Genomic DNA, 16,655 nt, shown 5'->3' with positions numbered 1-16,655 from the left:
CCATCGCGCAACAAATTGACGGTTCATCATCGCTAACTTTTTTGTTGATGAGGCGTCAAAGCAAATGAGTTTGTGTGTGGTTCACGCGATGTGCTGAACGTTTCTTAACGCTGTCCTTCTCATGTTTAGAGAAGCGCGCCGCGCTACACCACGAAATACTTGGCTTGCGGATGATGCACGACAATCGCTGACGTGGACTGTTCCGGCTCCATGTGGAACCCGGGCGTCAGGCGCACGCCGATGTTCTCTTCCGGCTTGAGCAGCGCGAACAGTTTTGTCTGGTCTTCAAGGTTGGGACACGCGGGATAGCCGAATGAATAGCGCGACCCCCGATACTTCTGGTGGAACAGATCAGTGATGCGCGGAGCATCGTCGCCCGCGATGCCCAACTCTTCCCTCATGTTCTTGTGCAGCAACTCCGCCAGGGCTTCGGCGGTCTCCACGCTCAGTCCGTGCAAGTAGAGATACTTGGTGAATTCGCCGGCATCAAAGAGCTTCTTGGTCTCTAGCGACGCGCGGCTGCCCACGGTCACCACTGAGAGGCCAATCACGTCAAACTGCCCGGAGTCTTTGGGTAAGAAGAAGTCGGCGATGGAGAGCTTGCGGCCTTCGCGCTGGCGCGGGAAAGTAAACCGCTGGATTTCCCTTTTCGATTGCGGCGAGTCGTACAGGACCACGTCATTGCCTTCAGCCTGGCAGGCAAAGTAGCCGTAAACGACTTTCGGTTCAAACCAGCCCTGTGCCGCAACCTCTTTCTGCAAGTCGTGCAGGACGGGCTTATATTTTTCTTCCACCAGGCGCGCGTAATCGGCTTGCGACGCCGTCTTCAATTGCCACTGGTTCTTGAACAGTGCCGTGTGGTTGATGTAACTGAACAGTTGCTCAAGGTCCCAGTCTTTGCGCACTCGCACGCCGTAAAACGGCGGCACAGGAATGTTCGGCGCAGGCTGCACCGCCGATGACCGTTCCGTGCTCGCGGAGCTTGCGCCGCCCGCGATCGCCGTGGTCTTGGCAAACTCTTTTACTGTTCTTCCCTCTTCCAGGCGCTTATCGCGCTGGCCGTTGGCGGAGATCAGGTCGTCCATGATGTGCAGGCCGGCAAAAGCATCGTCGGCGTAGAAGACAGAGTTCGCGTACTCGCGGCGCAGGTCGTCTTCCACGTATTTGCGCGTGAGCGCAGCGCCGCCGCAGATCACCGGATAGTCCAGCTTCTGGGCTTGCAAGTCCTGGATCACGTACTTCATCTCCAGGGTGGACTTCACCAGCAGCCCGCTCAGCCCGATGGCATGCGCGTTGTGCTGCTTGGCCGCGGCGATGATCGAGTCCGACGGCTGCTTGATGCCAAGGTTCACCACCTTGTAGCCGTTGTTGCTCAGGATGATGTCCACCAGGTTCTTGCCGATATCGTGTACGTCGCCCTTCACCGTGGCCAGCACGATGGTCCCCTTCTGGTTGCCGTCCTTCTTCTCCATCTTGGGCTCAAGATAAGCCACGGCCTGCTTCATCACGCCGGCGGAATCCAGCACGGAAGGCAACTGCATCTTGCGCGCGCCAAATAACTCGCCCACGGTCTTCATGCCATCGAGCAGGACGGTATTAATGATGTCCAGCGGCGAGTAGGTGGCCAGCGCAGCATCCAGGATCTGCTCCAGCGACTGCTTCTGCGCGCCGTCACCCAGGGCTTTTTCGCCGTTGATGATGCAGCGCTTCAGCTTGTCTTCCACGGACAGCGCTTCCACCGGCGTAACGTCCGCCTGCGGCTGCTGCGTGGCCCCGGCGAAATGGGCCATGTAGAACTGCAGGGGATCGCCATTCGCCTGGTCGCGATAGATGAGCTTGCGCGCCAGATCCACCTCAATTTCCGGGATCTTATATAAAGGATAGATTTTGGCGTAATTCACAATCGCCATGTCCAGACCGTTGTCCACGGCTTCCTTCATGAACACGCTGTTGAGCACGCGCCGCGCGTAAGTGTTCAAGCCAAACGAGATGTTGCTCACGCCCAGAATGGTCTTCACGTCGGGCAGTTCCTGCTTGATCCTCTTGATGGCGTTCAGGGTCTCAATGCCGGCGCTGCGGTACTCTTCCTGGCCGGTGGAAATGGGCAGCGTCAGCGCGTCAAAGATCAGGTCCTGCGGACGAATGCCGTATTTTTCGGTGGCCAATTTGAAGATGCGCTTGGCGACGGCGGTTTTCTTCTCCGCCGTCAGGGCCATGCCGTCTTCGTCAATAGTCAGGGCGATCACCGCCGCACCGTAGCGCTTGGCCATGGGCAGAACTTTCGACGTGCGCTTCTCACCGTCCTCCAGATTGATAGAGTTGATGATGGCCTTGCCGGGAATACGCTTCAGCGCTTCTTCGATCACGTCGGCCTCGGTGGAATCCACCAGCACCGGCGCGGGCACACGCGTGGCGACTTTGTCCAGAATGTTGCTGATGTACGCTTTCTCGTCTTCGCCCACAATGGCGCAGCACAGGTCCAGCATGTGTGAGCCTTCCGCCACCAGCTTTTTGGCCAGGGCCAGAATGTCGTCATACTTCCCTTCGCGGACCATGTTCTTGAAGTTCTCCACCCGCGTGGTGGTGTTCATTTCTTCCGCGACGATCAGCGGCTTGGGCTCCAGGTCCAGCGGGACCATGCTGTAGGCGCTGGCCGCGGCCGCGGTGATCTTCACTTCGCGTTTGGCGGGTTCCAGGTTCGCGCATATTTCTGAAACAACTTTGATGTGCTCGGGCGTGGTGCCGCAACATCCGCCGACAATGCGTACGCCGTATTCGGTGATGAACTTCTTGTGATACTCGGCCAACTCGTCCGGCGTGAGGCGATAGACCTGCCCCGTGGAGTGCGGCAGCCCGGCGTTGGGCAGCACGGAAATTTCCTGCGGCGAGTTGTGCGCCAGGTAGCGGACCGCGTCGTTCATCTCTTTCGGTCCGGTGGCGCAGTTCAGCCCGACGATTTCGCAATCGTACGGCTCCAGCGTGGTTTCCACCGCGCCAATCTCAGTCCCCAGCAGCATGGCGCCGTTGTCCTGCAGCGTGACTTGCGCCTGCACCGGCAGGCGTTTGCCGGCTTGCTTCATGGCGTCAAACACTGCAGCCAGCGCGATCTTAGTTTGCAGAATGTCCTGACAGGTTTCAATCAGCAGCACGTCAACGCCGCCGTCAATCAGGCCGAGCGCCTGCTCCAGATAGGCCTTCCACATGGCGTCAAAGCCGATGTGTCCCAGCGAAGGCAGCTTGGTGCCCGGGCCCATGGAGCCGGCAACAAAGCGCGGACGCGCCGGCGTGGAGAAACCGGCGGCGACTTCGCGCGCCAGTTCCGCGGCGCGCTTGTTGATCTCGTGGACTTTGTCCGCGAGACCGAATTCTCCCAGCACGATGCTGGTGCCGCCGAAGGTGTCCGTCTCCACCACGTCGGCCCCGGCGGTGAAATAGGCGGCGTGGATGTCCTTGATGATGTCCGGGCGGCTCAGGACCAGAATTTCTGAGCAGTTCTCCTGGCCCCAATAGTCGTCCAGCGACGGGTTGCGGTCCTGGATCTGCGTGCCCATCGCGCCGTCATAGACGACTACGCGCTCGCGAACTGTGTCGAGAAAGGTCTTCATTGTCTAAGTCGAGACCCGAAGGTTCCCGCTGGTCTTTATTCTAAATGTCTGTCGGGAAACTGTCCCACACAGTCGCTGTGATCAGGGCAATCCGGGTGGCGATTGGCGGGTTTTGGGGGTTTAGGTGAAAACCGAACCCGGCATTTCACAGCAGAGGACGCGGAGGTCGCAAAGGAAGAAACACTTCCCGATAGCGGGGGCCGTCACACGGGTTTCGCAAGACACAGCAAATCGAGAGGTACGTCGCAGCACATTCGAAGGCCCCCAAAAAAAATGGGCGCCCGGGGACGCCCACTTTCAGCATGGCTCACGTTTGTAAGTGATGGAGGAAACTCAGGAACTAAGGATAAAGCCGAAATCAATCTCCCGCAGGCTCGCGCACCGCCGCTTCGTGCATGTGCGCGCAGGCCGTACACAATCTCTGGTGGCGATGGAATGCCTCATCGGCGTCCCGCTGCAGCTCGCCCAGCGACTCCAACTGCCGCATCTCTTCTTCGTCTTTTTTGGCATTGGAAAAAAACTGGATAATGCTGGCCTTAAAAGTACGATCAGCGCGGGAGGCTGCTTCCACGAGTTCAGCGCCGCGGGGACATAAATCCTGGATCATGCCGGTACCCTTTTTGTGCTCCGCTGAGCTTTGTAATCCGTTGCCAGGGGTGAAGTCCATAGGCTTTACCGGATTTTTACACGGGTGAATATGGGAATTTACGTGAAGACCGGAAAAACTTACCGCTGATGACGCTGATGTCACCGATGAACGCTGATTGAAGACAGGTCAAGAAAGACATGACGCGGCATCAGAGGATCGCCGGGTTGGCTTTCGGCTTGTGGTATTTGGTATTTGGTTCTTGGTAGTTGGCCGCTGTATATGGCCCTTTGCCCTTGGCCTTTGCCCGGTTCTGATCAGTGATGATCAGTGTAATCAGCGTCATCAGTGGTGAGGTTTTGGTCCGTCATCAGCGGCAAGGTCTTACGCCGCAAATTTGTAACCCAGGCCGGGAACGGTCAGGATCAGCGCCGGTTTCTTGGGGTCGGCTTCCAGTTTCTGGCGCAGGCTGCCCACGTGGACGTCAACCGTCCGGGTAAAGGTGTCTTCGTTGTAGCCCCAGACTTCCTTCAGCAGCACTTCGCGGGAGAGAGTCGTTCCGCGGTGCAGCACGAAGTAGCGGAGCAGGCGGAATTCGCGGGCGGAAAGCGGGACAACTTTGCCGTCGCGGGAGACGGTGGTGCCGCGCAGGTCCACCTGGATCGGTCCAATTTGCTGGATGCCGTCCGGCTCCTGGTCTTGCCCCTCGCTGCGGCGGACCTGGACTTCAATGCGGGCCAGCAGTTCCAGCATCTCAAACGGCTTGGTGAGATAGTCGTCGGCCCCGATCTTCAGGCCCAGCACTTTGTCCAGCAACTGGCCGCGCGCGGTGAGCATGATGATGGGAACGGTGAGCCCGGCTTTGCGGATGTCGCGGCAAACGTCCAGGCCGTTTTTGCCGGGGAGCATCACGTCCAGAAGAATCAGATCGTATTTGCCCTGGATGGCTTTGCGCAGGCCTTCGTCGCCATCAGCAGCGAACTCCGGCGCGTAGCCTTCGGCCTTGAGACGGTCGTTGAGCGTCATGCGCAAGTCTTCTTCGTCTTCAATGACCAGGATGCGGTTGCTCATGGCGTTTCACCCGCGGTCTGTCCGGAGATTTTCTTGGCGGCGCGTTCGTCGTGTGATTCGCGCAGGCCGTCGGCCACCGCCAGGCGGATGGTGAAAGCGCTTCCCTTGCCTGGTTCGCTCTCCACCGCAAGGGTGCCGCGCATGGCTTCAATCACCGTCTTGGCCAGGGGCAGGCCCAGGCCGGTGCCGTGGATACTGGATCCCGCGACCGACGGACTGCGATAAAAAGGCTCAAAGATATGCTTCAACTCTTCCTGGCTCATCCCCATGCCGTGATCCTGAACGGTGATCTCCACTTCGCGGACGGCGTCGCCTTCTTTGCGCGCTGCCGCACGGATGCCCACCCAGCGTCCGTCACCGCCATATTTCACGGCGTTGGTAATCAGGTTTTGCAGGCACTGCGAGAGCGCGGCGAAATCAGCGCTCACCGGCGGCAATCCCGGCTCAAGATTGCGCTCCACGGAAACTCCCGCGGCAGTGACCACGCTCGCCGTATTTTCCAGCGCGGCGGAAAGCACTTCACTCACGTTCACGGCACGCAACGGGTAGCGTTGCGGCTTTTGCTGGGTGGCGGCGAACACCAGCACCTGGTCCACCAGTTGCGCGAGCTGGCGCGCTTGCTTCACGATGGACGCGCCGTAGCGCGCCAGTTGTTGCTTGTCGGCGACCACGCCGTGCGCGATGTTTTCCGCTGCGGAAGAAATCACCGCCAGCGGCGTGCGCAGCTCGTGCGACACGCCGGCCACAAAATCCATCTGCAGCATGGCCAGCCGCCGCGCGCGCTGGCTGGCAGCCACCACCAATCCCATGGTCACGGCCAGCAACACCAGAACGCCAAAGCTCACCGCCAGATTGTGACGGCGCAATCCGCTCACGGCAGCTTCCACCGAGCCGCTAGGATGCTTCACCACAACTTTCCACACGCCGTCGTCCGACGAATAGCGGATTGGCTCCAGGCGGACCATTCTTTCCCCGCCGGAATCACGGCGGTCGCCGTTGGGGTTCTGCGCTTGCCGCGGACGTCCGCTGGTTGCCGTAGTTCCTGTGCGCGGGCCAAATACGTCCTGCGGCCCGACGGCAACGGCCGGTCCGTTGCGGCGGAGTGGCGGACCAAACAGGTCCAGCGCGGCGTCGGGAGCTTGATCGCTGCTCCCGCCAAACCCGGCGACGGAAGCATACAGCGCGTGCGCCTGCGCGCTTTGGTCTACCACCGCCACGTGGTAGCTCAAGCCGCCGGTGCCGCCAAAGTACTTCTGCGCCAGTTCGGGGAAGATTTCTTTTTCCAGCACGCCGGGATTCAACTGGATGATGATCCAGGAAACCGAAGCGGGGGAAGCGGTATCGCCGCCGGCTTCATCGCGCTGCCGCACAGGAGACGCCAGCGCGGGGATGGACTGGTCCACAAACCAGGGGAGGAACGCGTCCGCAGTGCCGGCGCTACGGTTCGGACGACCGGCTCGCGACCCTGCACCGTCGCGCGGTCCAGTTCCACCGCGTGGCCCTGCTCCGCCGCGGCCCCGGCCTCTGTTGTTTCGGAAAAAACGCGGTCCGCCATTACCCGGGCGGTCGGTTGGTTGCGACATCGCCTGCAGACGTTGCTGGAGTCGCTGAAATTCGGGTGGCCAGCTCACCGCATCTTTATCATTGTGCTCGCTCACCGGAAACAAACGCACCAAGCGGCCTTGATTGTCTTGACTTGGACGGCTGGTCTGCCCTGGGTTGCTCTGAACTGGGATGCTCTGCCAAAGAAATATCTGGGACACCAGCGCGGGATGGGTCGCGGTCTGCTGCCAATGTTGGAATCGTTCGCCGAACCGCGTGCTGTTCTGGTTCGCGGATTCGCGGACCGCCGATCTCACCTCCAGGCACGCCGCGCCCAGTTCGTGGGTCAGGTCCAGGCGGAATCCCGTCAGCGCGGTCTGCAAGTTGGACAGCATCTGCTCCCGCGAGGCGTCGCTGACCTGCTGGCTCCAGTGGTATTGCAGGACGGCGAGAAACACCAGCACTCCGGCCAGGGCGGGCACGGCCGTCCACCAGAAAACTCGCTCTTTCGTCGCCGGTCTCATCTTCATCACCATTTTAAGGTCGCGCCGTTCCAGGCAAGCGTTGAGCTGCCAAGCCCGTTCCCGTCTTCATTATATTTCCTTGGGGATGGCAACCGCGTCTGCGGAAAGTACAACTGGTACGCGGGCACACCGGGTGATCCTCTACGCCACCGGCTTGTGCGGGGCGGGATTGTTCCGCAGCACGGCTGAAAGCTCTTTCAGGAAACGCGGTTTGTAAATCACCGCGTGCGCGCCGCACCCGGCGCAGGCTTCGCGAAATTGCGAACTGGGGTCCATGGTCATCAAAACAACTTTGGTTGCCGGACACATCTGGGAAAGCACCAGCGCCGTGCGCAGGCCGCTCATCTCCGGAAGCTCCGCGTCGATCAGCACGATTTCAGGATTCAGGCTGGCGACCGCATCGATCGCTTCCAATCCATTCTCCGCCCGGCCCACCACTTCCACCACTTTATGGTGTTCCAGCAAAGTGCAGATCATGTGCAGGATGGTGGACGAATCGTCCACCACCAGCGCGCTCTTCCGGCCCAGTCGCGGGGGCGCCTCGGGCAGCGAATTGAAGCTCCCCACATTGATGGTGTTTGGCGCCAGTGACATACGAATCCTTACCTCTCCTTCGAGCTTAGCTGGCGCCTGGTTCGCGCAGGGTAAACAACCGGAAAGCGGATTGTAAAGTTATCGTAAAGATCACTTGGGGTGTGCTCTGAAAGTCCCTGAATAATCTGGATCTTGTGGATTTAGCAGGGTTTTAGGCCTGTTCTGGAATCGCCATAAAAAAATGCTGAGGACAAGCCCAAGCTGCCGACTTGGGGCCTGTCCTCAGCGGGAGAGCCAGAAGGAGACCTGGGCTCTTAGAATTGTCCGTCCGGAGGAGGTCCGCCGGGTCCGCCGGGTCCGCCATGTCCGCCGCGTCCGCGTCCATGGCCCCAGCCTTTGCCCCGGCCATGACTTTCCATTTCCGTGAGTTTGCTTTGCTGGTCAGGAGTGAGCGTGGCGAAAAACGCAGCCCGCGCCTTGGCGCGCGAGGAAATCATCTGCGCCGTGGTGTTGCCGATGGTGTTGGAGGCCTGGTCAATCGCCGCGCTGTCATTCTTCTGCACGGCGGCCTTCAGGCTCTCATGCGCGGTCTTCATCTGTTCGCGCATCGCCTTGCCGGCGTTGGCCTGGTTGGTGAAAATGGTGGTGGCCTGCTGCTGTTGCGCCGGGGTCAGCGCCAGCTTCTTGGTCAGGAAATCCACGTGATGCTGGATGCGCGCCGCCGGATCATGATGCTTGGGCATCTGGGCAAACGCCACCAGACCCAGCACTCCGACCGCGACCGCTGCTAGTACTTTCAAAAGGGGCTTTTTCATTTTTTTGCTTCTCCGTCAAACCTTTAACAAGATTTTTGAGTGCCGATGCCAATCAATAAGAAATTGCGCTGCGAACTTGATCAACCGCTCACTCCGTACACTCATGGAAACACGTTTCCCGCACGTTCGACGTAAAGAACCTGACAGTTTGGTGTAAAGCGCCTGTAAATGTTTGGCGCAACGGCCCACGTTGCCAACCCGAACCAGCGCCGGAGTGCCGAATTCAGGACTAAACACCCCTTATGAATATGGTTACAATCGATGGCGGTCGTCCGCGTCTACCGGGGGTCATGACATGTTTCACATCAGCAGAGTGACGGTGCTTACTTTGGTCGTTATGACGTTGCATTGGAGCGTCGCCCAGGAACCCAAGACTTCCGCACCTAAGCCGGACGCGCCATCCGCTAAGCCGCCGGCAAAGACGAAGGCCGCCAAAGACTCTGCCGACGCAAAGCCTAAGCTTACCCCCGACCAGTTGCTCGCCCATCAGACACTGGAGCTGGCGGAAAGCCAGGCCCGCGGACTGGATGCGCCGATGCGCTGTTATTCGCTCTTGCAGATCGCGGCCGCTTACGCTGCGTCCGATCAACCCAAGGCCCGCGGGCTGCTGCAGGACGCGTTCTCCGTATCGCTCGCTATCCAGGATGACGACCAAACCAAGAGCGACTTGCAAACTGAGATCTTTCGCGTCCTGCTTCCCATCTCCCCGTCCGATGTGGAAGAGCGCCTGGTGCAAGCCGAACCCGACGCCCGCAAACAGGCGTCGCAGGTCATCATTGGCAACTACGTTCAGAAGAAACAGTTCGACAAAGCCATGCACCTCATCCAGCAGGTGACATCCTGGGACGAGTTCCCTTACGGCGCGGCCACGTCCCTGCTGGATGCCATGCCGCCGGAAATGAACGCGGAAAAGCAGTCGCTGTTTGCCTCCGCCGTGGCCAGTTACCGCGTCCATGAGCACAACAAGCGGACGGTGACTTTTGGCGGCGATCTCACCGCATTGGTCACGCGCTTTGGCGAGAGCATGCCGCCCAAACTGGCGCGCGAAGCCATTGATGAGATTCTGAGCCAGGCCCGCAAGGCTGACGATACTTTCGCCATTACCGCAGGCGGATCGGGGGGCTCAGCCAGCTTCAGCTCCATCTACGAATTTCAGCTCTTTGCGCTGCTCCCTCTGCTGCGCAAATTGGACGAAAGCGGCGCCCAACATCTGCTGGAAGAAAACGCAACGCTCAAGATCACCATGGACAAGTATCCCAACGGCATTGATTCGGTCATGCCGCTGTCGCCCGGCAAAGATGGCCAGCCGCCGCGCCGCAACACCAGCTTTAACGTGACCAACAAAAACGCCGGCGGCAAGGCTGCCTCCGACATGGCGATCCGCCAGGAAATACAGCGTCGCCAAGACCTGATCCTGCAACTTGCGGAGACTGATCCCACGCAAGCCATTGCCCAAGCCAGCATGCTGCCGGTGACGATCGGCAGCCCGCGCTCCTACGGGCCGGCGCCGCGCGCAACCACGCTGGAAGCCCTGGCCCGCTTGACCATGAAGAAGAACCCCACCGCCGCCCGCTCGGCGCTTTCTGAACTGAGAAAAGCCATCAAAGACCTGCCCTTGGGCAATCAGGCGCGGCATCTTGCGACCGCCGCCAACCTCTATTTACAGATGGAAGACGTTGACCGGGCGGAAGACGTGGTGGGCGAGGGGCTCAGCGTCGCCGGCAAGATGCTGGATATTGACATCAATCCTGACGATCCCAACAAAGCATTAAAAGCCTGGTGGCCATCGGCGGACGCGTATCGGCAATTCGTTGAGATTGAAACCAAGATCTCCCATCCCGCCACCGCCAAGCTGCTGCAGGAAATCAAGGACCCTGACGTGCGCACGGTGGAATCCATTACGTTTGCCCGCGCCCTGCTGGCTGTGCCCTTGAAGCGATTCAAGGTGGTGGCCAAGATCAAGAGCGGCAGCTACTCTGACACCTATGGAGAGCCCTGATTTTCTGGCGCAACAAGCCGGGCACAAGCGTCCGTCTGAGAAAGCTCCGCCTCAGGTACAGCGTCCGCCGTACATTTGAATAAGGGCAGCGCCGGGTGTTACCATCGAGTTTTGTGGAGGTTACTGCATGTCAGATAGAGATAACGGCAACAATCTGTTGTGGTTTGTGGCAGGACTGGGCTTTGGCGCTTTGATGGGCGTGCTGTACGCTCCGCGATCCGGACGCGAGACCCGCGAGGCCCTCAAGAACACCGCGCAGGAAGGCACCGAGTACCTGAAAAATCGCGGCCGCGAGGCGCGCGAAACCGTGGGCCAGTGGGTGGACCGCGGCAAGGAAGTCGTCGGCCAGCAAAAAGAGCAGATTAGTCGGGCCATTGATGCCAGCCGCCAGGCGTATCGTGAAGCTACCGCCGGCGAAGGCAAGAAAGGCTCCTAAAACAGGGACTTCACTTTTATCGTGGACAAAGTTGTTGCCATTTTCGTGATTGTTGCGGCCGTCGCCATCGTGATTCAGTTGGTGATCTTGATCGCAATGTTTCTGGCGATGAAGCAGACGGCCGCGCGCATACAGGAGCTTGCCGGGCGCGTGGAAGAACAAGCCACGCCTATCCTGGCGACCAGCCGCGCCATCCTGGATGACGCTCAGCCCAAGATCGCGGAAATCACCGCCAATCTGGCAGAATCCAGCGCTACCGTGCGCGACCAGGTATCACAAATCGCGGAGGCCACCGGCGATATCGTGGAGCGCGCGCACGGCCACGCCGTCCGCCTGGACGAGTTCGTGGGCCATACCATGGAGAAGATCGAAACCACTACGGAACTTCTGCAGTACAAAGTTCTGGGGCCGGTGCGCCGCGTCCGCGCCATCCTGCACGCGGTCAACGCGGGGCTGGGCTTCCTGCGCGCTAACCGCTCCCGCAAAAAACCCGCCACGGGCAACGCTATGGAAGAAGACGAAGAGATGTTTATCTAGGAAATTGGTAATTGGGTAAGTTGGTAATTTGGTAATTGAAACTACCGATTGTCCCTTGCAGTTTTGTGAGATGCAGAGAAAATCGCGGTAAGTTCACGGGCTTCTTTCACGATTTCCGCGAGCCGATCACGACTGAGAACATTCGTTTCCTCCAGCATTTCAATCCACAGGACGCTTTCGTCAGCTTCTTCTGCAACAATGCCGATTCTTGCGACAAACTCAGCTTTTGATCGGGCGCGGCACGCGGCGCGATAGTTTGCTGCTGCAGATGTGCCACAGCGCAGCAGCTGCTTCCCCATCACTTGGGCTTCAATGGATTTCGGCAGTGCGCGAAAGAGACGTACGATCCTGATGGCAAACTTCTTTGTTCGATCACGAAGCTCGTCTTGTCTGCTCACGATTACCAAATTACCAAATTATCCAGTTACTAAATCGCTTCATCTTCCAAATCTCACCACCACGTGTCCTCCCGGCATCACTTTCGCTCCTGCCGCCGGCGACTGTTCTTTCCCAACTCCGCTGCCGCTGACTTCCAGTTCCAATCCCGCTGACTCGGCTTCTTCCAGCGCTGTACGCAAAGGCTTGCCGCGAAAATCCGGAACCGTCACGCTGCCGCCGACATCCACCACCAGAGTCCCACGCGGGACCACTGCCGCAGTCATGATCACAGGCGCAGTTTGCGGAGGGGCAGAAGGCTTGGCCACCGGAGTCGCCTGTGCGACTGCCTGTTTGGTGCTTCCATCAGCCGGCTGCGGCCCCGCAGGCTCCGCACTGGCCGGTGCAGCAACCGACGCTGTCGCTGTCTGGTCCGCGATGTAATCCGGAGCAGCGTCGGTCAGATCTTCATTCTTTGCTTGCGCGCGCAGCGTCATGCGTCGCCGGGCCTGCAACTCCACGTCATGCGGAACGTTCATGTAACCCAGCACCTGCTGGGCCACGCGTGAAAACACCGGCCCTGCCACCATGCCGCCATCCTGCGGGCCGGTTGGGGTGTCCAGCACCACCAGCACGGTGACTGCCGGGTTGTTGATTGGCGCAAAGCCCACAAAAGAAAGAACGTGCTTTTGGTGCGAGTATCTGCCGTTCTCGTCAATCTTCTGCGCCGTGCCGGTCTTGCCCGCGGAGCTGTAGCCATCCAGAATGGCCCGCTTGCCGGTTCCGCGCAGCACCACGCCCTCCATCATGCTCTTCATTTGCGCGGCAGTCAGGGTGGAGATCACGCGGCGCCCCAGCGCGGGATGAAACGCAATCAACTGCGGCGTGCTGCGGGGCGGCGTGGTCCCGGCGACGATCCGCGGCGGCACGTACACTCCGTCATTGGCGATGGTGGAAACCATGCTCACCAGTTGGATCGGGGAAACGCCAATCTCCTGGCCCATGGAAATTGCGCCGATACTCACCTTGGACCAGCGGGTCACCGGCTTGGTCATGCCGCGCGTTTCGTAGGGCAGCTCGATGCCCGATTGCGAGCCGAAACCGAAGTTGCGGATGTAACGGTCAAAACGCTGTTCGCCCAACCGCAGCGCGATCTTGATGGCGCCCACGTCACTGGATTTCTCCAGCACTTGCGCGACGGTCAAGTCGCCGTAAGATTTGTGGTCGTGGATTTTCAACCCGTTGAGCACGATGGAGCCGTTCTGGCAGTCCACGACTTCATCGGGATTGGTGATCTTTTCTTCCAGCGCCGCGGCCAGCGTGACAATCTTGAACGTGGACCCCGGCTCGTAAATGTCACTCACCGCGCGGTTCTTGAGCGATCTGGGATCGGTTGCGCTGAGCAGGTTGGGATTGAATGTGGGTCGGTTGGCCAGCGCAAGAATCTCACCGGTGCGCGGATTTTCTACGATGATGGTCCCCGCTTCCGCGTGCGTGTCCGCGATGGCCTTCTCCAGTTCGCGCTCCGCGATGTACTGAATGTTTTCGTCCAGCGTCAGGACCAGGTTGTCGCCCGGGTCTGGCTTCTTCTCCACGCGTCCGAACCAGCGCTTCTTGGCGTCCATGGAGATCAGCAACTTGCCCGGTTTGCCCGCCAACTGCGGTTGAAATTCGCGCTCCAACCCGGTCAGGCCAGTGTCATCCATGCCCACCGTGCCCAGCGCCTGCGCCGCCATCTCGCGCTTGGGATAAAACCGCTTGGACTCTTTTTGAAAGTAGATGCCTTTTAAGTTGAGCGAGCGGATGCGCGCGGCCTGGGCGGGATCAATCTTGCGCGCCACCCAGGCAAACGCATGTGTCCCGCTCATACGGTGCTCGATTTCCATGGGATCGCTGTTCAGAATGCTGCCCAGCAGCCGGGAAACGGAGCGAACGTCGGGGATTTCAGATGGCACGGCAAAGACCGAGTCCACGGTGACCGTCATGGCCAGCTCGTTGCCCTTGCGGTCATAGATGTTGCCGCGCACGGCGGAGACTTCAATGGTGCGCTGTTGTTGGCGGCCGGCTTTGCCAGCGTAATCTCCGTAGCAAACCACCTGCACCCAAACCAGACGGAGGCAGATGGCCACAAACCAGAATGCCAGGAATGCGGCCAGGTAGGTGAGACGCCGATTGGGAGTAGTGTTGGCCACGCTTGTTTCTTAGCGCCACAAAAACGTAATGGCGGCCCTAGCTGGTTTTCCAGAGTCCGCCATCGAATGAACCGGCGAACCGGCTCAAACTTGCTGATTAAACTTTTTCCGCAGCGATCTCGGCAACATGCCTTCGGCTATTGCGCCGGCACCACTGCCACCGGAGACATACGAGCCATCACCGGACCACCCGCCAGACCGGACGGCCGATCCGTGTCGCCGTCATTCAGTCGCATGACCTGACCCGGTTCGGGCGATTCCAGGCCCATCTGCCGCGCCAACACATCAATTCTGCCGGGATCGCGCAGGCCGGCTTCCTCCAGCTTAAGATTGCGGTTCACTTCCACCAGGCGGTCGCGTTCAGATTTCTGCGCTTCAATCTTGTAGCCGTATTCCACGGCACTGAAGTGCTGCCAGGAATAAACCATGATGAGCAGGAACAACACGGCCACGCTGCCGGAAAACAGGCGGATCTCCCGGCGGCGGCGCGGATCCGAGACTTTCACCACGCGCGAATTATCAATATTCTTGTGAAAATAGAATTCCGGCGTGATCCCCGCCGTGGCTGACACCCGGCGCGCACCGGCAGGCGCGTCTGCCGCGCGCAAATCCACCGGCGTAATCATGCCCGTAATGTTCATTGCTCCGGCTGACATCTAAGCCACCTCAGTTAGTTCCTGCAACTCCACGCGGCGGAGCGGATAGTCGCGAAAAGAGAACGCCACGGCGTCCTCGCTTTGTTTGTGAGCGGTCTGTTTGTGAGCGGTCTGTTTGTGCGCGTTCTGTTCCGCGCGCTCCACGCTGTTGATCAGCTCGTCAATCGTTGTGCCTTGAAACATTTCTTTGGTCCTCAGCTTTCTCGAGGGATCTTTGTGTTCCGGGAAGGCGCCGATGCAAAGGAAGGAACCTGTAGTTTTCGCCCAAGTAATGGAGGAAGGCAGCGCCCTCCCGGAATCCTGCTCGCTTCCCTGCCCTACCACGGTGCACGAGAAGCAAAACTCTAAAGTCTCTCCGCGGCCCGCAGCTTCGCACTGCGTGACCGTGGGTTGCGATCAACCTCTGCTTCGGTTCCGACGACTGGCCTCTTAGTAAGAACGTTGTAGATGCCCTCTTCCCTACCTTTTCTGAGGGCGTCTTTCACCATTCTGTCTTCCAGGGAGTGAAAGCTGATCACCACCAGCCGTCCCCCTGTTTTCAGCACCTTAGGCGCCGCTTCGAGCAGCGCCTGCAGGTCTTCCAGTTCGCGGTTTACGAAGATTCGGATTGCCTGGAAAGTCCTGGTCGCCGGATGAATCTTTTCCCGAGCCCCGTGTCGCTGTTTCATTGACCGGAGCGCAGCCGATATGACTTGTGCCAGATGAGCGGTACTTCTTATCGGCCGCGCCCGGACAATGGCTCTGGCGATTCTCCGCGACCTCCTTTCCTCACCGAATTCGTAAATCACATTTGCGAGGTCTTCTTCGCGCATGTGGTTTACCACTTGATCGGCGGTACGCTCACCCTGCGGGTCCATCCGCATGTCGAGCGGTCCATCCGCCTGAAAACTGAATCCGCGCCGGGGGTCCCCGAACTGGAGCGAACTCACGCCCAGGTCGGCCAGCAGCCCGTCCGCAGATGCGGGCGGCACGTGACTGGCGACGTCGGCGTATGAGCTATGCAGCAGAGTGATTTTCGGAGCATCACCTCCGACCTCCGAAAGCCTCTGCCCTGCCTGCTCCAGCGCGTGGGTGTCTTTATCGAAGCCAATCAAATGACCCTGTGGGCTGAGGCGCTTTGCAATTTCGAAACTGTGGCCGCCCAAACCCAGGGTCGCGTCGATATAGGTCCCGCCGCGACGGATTGCCAAAAAGTCGATCGCTTCTTGTAAAAGAACTGAAACATGGCCAGCCGCTTTTCCACCGCCATGCGCCCCCTCGGGAGCTTTTTTCGAGCCAAAATCGTTTTCTTGCCGCGCCACTAGATGCCCAGTTCGTCGAGTGTCTTCTCATCGTCCGACGTGATCGGGTTGTCTTCGATGTCCTTCTGGTAGCGCTCGATGCTCTGCACTTCCAGGTAAGTAAGATTGCCCACCACCGCCACTTCGCCCTTGATCCCGGCCGCGTCGCGCAGCAGCGCCGGCATCAGCAAGCGCCCCTGCCCGTCCATCTCGACAACCTGGCCGTAATAGTTGGTGCGGCTCAAAAGCTTTTTCTTGGTCGGGTTGAAATTCGATAGCTGCGCCAGCTTCTGCTCGATCCGCTGCCATTCCTCGAAGGGATATACTTGAGCAACCTTTCCGTCCAAAGAAGTGATGTAAAATTGCGTTCCGTACTTCTCGTCTATGAGGCGCTTGAACTCCGCGGGGACCTTGAGCCGTCCCTTTTCGTCCACGCGAGTTGGATGGTTGCCGCGAAACATTGGGTCTTACTTCCATTCCGGCTTTTGCCGGTCGAACGGAGG

Annotated in this window: 15 protein-coding genes; 3 read left to right on the top strand and 12 right to left on the bottom strand. The window is 59.4% G+C overall.

Translation table 11 applies throughout. The annotated features are described in order from the left end of the window. Positions 1 to 143: 143 nt before the first annotated feature. The 6 genes from metH to LAO20_17995 all read right to left on the bottom strand — a co-directional run bounded on the left by metH (position 144) and on the right by LAO20_17995 (position 8,677). On the bottom strand, positions 144 to 3,605 hold the full coding sequence (metH, locus tag LAO20_18020; protein MBZ5533330.1) for a methionine synthase: 3,462 nt from the start codon (positions 3,603 to 3,605) through the stop codon (positions 144 to 146). Between the two features lie 358 nt (positions 3,606 to 3,963). Next, positions 3,964 to 4,272, bottom strand: a complete 309-nt coding sequence (locus LAO20_18015; protein MBZ5533329.1) for a hypothetical protein — start codon at positions 4,270 to 4,272, stop codon at positions 3,964 to 3,966. 303 nt (positions 4,273 to 4,575) lie between these two features. Next, the gene (locus tag LAO20_18010; GenBank protein MBZ5533328.1) at positions 4,576 to 5,262 is read right to left on the bottom strand and encodes a response regulator transcription factor; all 687 of its coding nucleotides are present in this window, start codon (positions 5,260 to 5,262) and stop codon (positions 4,576 to 4,578) included. Beyond that, the gene (locus tag LAO20_18005; protein MBZ5533327.1) at positions 5,259 to 7,334 is read right to left on the bottom strand and encodes a HAMP domain-containing histidine kinase; all 2,076 of its coding nucleotides are present in this window, start codon (positions 7,332 to 7,334) and stop codon (positions 5,259 to 5,261) included. The genes LAO20_18010 and LAO20_18005 overlap by 4 nt, the downstream gene beginning before the upstream one ends. A gap of 135 nt (positions 7,335 to 7,469) precedes the next feature. Then, positions 7,470 to 7,922: a response regulator gene (locus tag LAO20_18000; protein ID MBZ5533326.1), complete on the bottom strand. Its 453-nt coding sequence runs from the start codon at positions 7,920 to 7,922 to the stop codon at positions 7,470 to 7,472. 254 nt (positions 7,923 to 8,176) lie between these two features. After that, positions 8,177 to 8,677, bottom strand: coding sequence for a periplasmic heavy metal sensor (locus LAO20_17995; GenBank protein ID MBZ5533325.1), 501 nt, complete (start codon positions 8,675 to 8,677; stop codon positions 8,177 to 8,179). 295 nt (positions 8,678 to 8,972) lie between these two features. Here LAO20_17995 and LAO20_17990 point away from each other — a divergent pair, with 295 nt between their 5' ends. The 3 genes from LAO20_17990 to LAO20_17980 all read left to right on the top strand — a co-directional run bounded on the left by LAO20_17990 (position 8,973) and on the right by LAO20_17980 (position 11,649). Then, entirely contained in the window at positions 8,973 to 10,676 is a 1,704-nt protein-coding gene (locus tag LAO20_17990) for a hypothetical protein (protein MBZ5533324.1), read from the top strand. A gap of 127 nt (positions 10,677 to 10,803) precedes the next feature. Continuing rightward, positions 10,804 to 11,112: a YtxH domain-containing protein gene (locus LAO20_17985; GenBank protein ID MBZ5533323.1), complete on the top strand. Its 309-nt coding sequence runs from the start codon at positions 10,804 to 10,806 to the stop codon at positions 11,110 to 11,112. A 21-nt stretch (positions 11,113 to 11,133) separates the two neighbouring features. After that, positions 11,134 to 11,649, top strand: a complete 516-nt coding sequence (locus LAO20_17980; GenBank protein ID MBZ5533322.1) for a hypothetical protein — start codon at positions 11,134 to 11,136, stop codon at positions 11,647 to 11,649. A 41-nt stretch (positions 11,650 to 11,690) separates the two neighbouring features. Here LAO20_17980 and LAO20_17975 read toward each other — a convergent pair whose 3' ends face one another. The 6 genes from LAO20_17975 to LAO20_17950 form a co-directional block, all read right to left on the bottom strand. After that, positions 11,691 to 12,047 carry a four helix bundle protein gene (locus tag LAO20_17975; protein ID MBZ5533321.1) on the bottom strand — a complete coding sequence of 119 codons (357 nt, stop codon included), beginning with the start codon at positions 12,045 to 12,047 and terminating at the stop codon, positions 11,691 to 11,693. A gap of 39 nt (positions 12,048 to 12,086) precedes the next feature. Beyond that, positions 12,087 to 14,216: a PASTA domain-containing protein gene (locus tag LAO20_17970; GenBank protein ID MBZ5533320.1), complete on the bottom strand. Its 2,130-nt coding sequence runs from the start codon at positions 14,214 to 14,216 to the stop codon at positions 12,087 to 12,089. 137 nt (positions 14,217 to 14,353) lie between these two features. Next, positions 14,354 to 14,872 (bottom strand): cell division protein FtsL, encoded by a 519-nt coding sequence (locus LAO20_17965; GenBank protein MBZ5533319.1) that lies wholly within the window; start codon positions 14,870 to 14,872, stop codon positions 14,354 to 14,356. Continuing rightward, entirely contained in the window at positions 14,873 to 15,055 is a 183-nt protein-coding gene (locus LAO20_17960) for a hypothetical protein (GenBank protein ID MBZ5533318.1), read from the bottom strand. A 161-nt stretch (positions 15,056 to 15,216) separates the two neighbouring features. Next, on the bottom strand, positions 15,217 to 16,173 hold the full coding sequence (gene rsmH / locus LAO20_17955; GenBank protein MBZ5533317.1) for a 16S rRNA (cytosine(1402)-N(4))-methyltransferase RsmH: 957 nt from the start codon (positions 16,171 to 16,173) through the stop codon (positions 15,217 to 15,219). After that, a complete protein-coding gene (locus LAO20_17950) occupies positions 16,173 to 16,613 on the bottom strand; it encodes a division/cell wall cluster transcriptional repressor MraZ (protein ID MBZ5533316.1) in 441 nt (146 codons plus the stop codon). Before LAO20_17950 ends, rsmH begins: the two co-directional genes overlap by 1 nt. Positions 16,614 to 16,655 lie beyond the last annotated feature (42 nt).

It is taken from the genome of Terriglobia bacterium (assembly GCA_020072815.1).
Lineage (GTDB): Bacteria > Acidobacteriota > Terriglobia > Terriglobales > Acidobacteriaceae > Angelobacter.
This window is presented reverse-complemented; position numbering and strand designations above follow the sequence as displayed.

Excerpts from the sequence above, each read along its gene's own strand:
- LAO20_18010 (MBZ5533328.1), bottom strand. The coding sequence starts at position 5,262 with ATGAGCAACCGCATCCTGGTCATTGAAGACGAAGAAGACTTGCGCATG.
- LAO20_17950 (MBZ5533316.1), bottom strand. The coding sequence starts at position 16,613 with ATGTTTCGCGGCAACCATCCAACTCGCGTGGACGAAAAGGGACGGCTC.
- LAO20_17995 (MBZ5533325.1), bottom strand. The coding sequence starts at position 8,677 with ATGAAAAAGCCCCTTTTGAAAGTACTAGCAGCGGTCGCGGTCGGAGTG.
- metH (MBZ5533330.1), bottom strand. The coding sequence starts at position 3,605 with ATGAAGACCTTTCTCGACACAGTTCGCGAGCGCGTAGTCGTCTATGAC.
- LAO20_17960 (MBZ5533318.1), bottom strand. The coding sequence starts at position 15,055 with ATGTTTCAAGGCACAACGATTGACGAGCTGATCAACAGCGTGGAGCGC.
- LAO20_17985 (MBZ5533323.1), top strand. The coding sequence starts at position 10,804 with ATGTCAGATAGAGATAACGGCAACAATCTGTTGTGGTTTGTGGCAGGA.
- LAO20_18000 (MBZ5533326.1), bottom strand. The coding sequence starts at position 7,922 with ATGTCACTGGCGCCAAACACCATCAATGTGGGGAGCTTCAATTCGCTG.
- LAO20_17990 (MBZ5533324.1), top strand. The coding sequence starts at position 8,973 with ATGTTTCACATCAGCAGAGTGACGGTGCTTACTTTGGTCGTTATGACG.
- LAO20_17965 (MBZ5533319.1), bottom strand. The coding sequence starts at position 14,872 with ATGTCAGCCGGAGCAATGAACATTACGGGCATGATTACGCCGGTGGAT.
- LAO20_18005 (MBZ5533327.1), bottom strand. The coding sequence starts at position 7,334 with ATGAAGATGAGACCGGCGACGAAAGAGCGAGTTTTCTGGTGGACGGCC.
- LAO20_18015 (MBZ5533329.1), bottom strand. The coding sequence starts at position 4,272 with ATGGACTTCACCCCTGGCAACGGATTACAAAGCTCAGCGGAGCACAAA.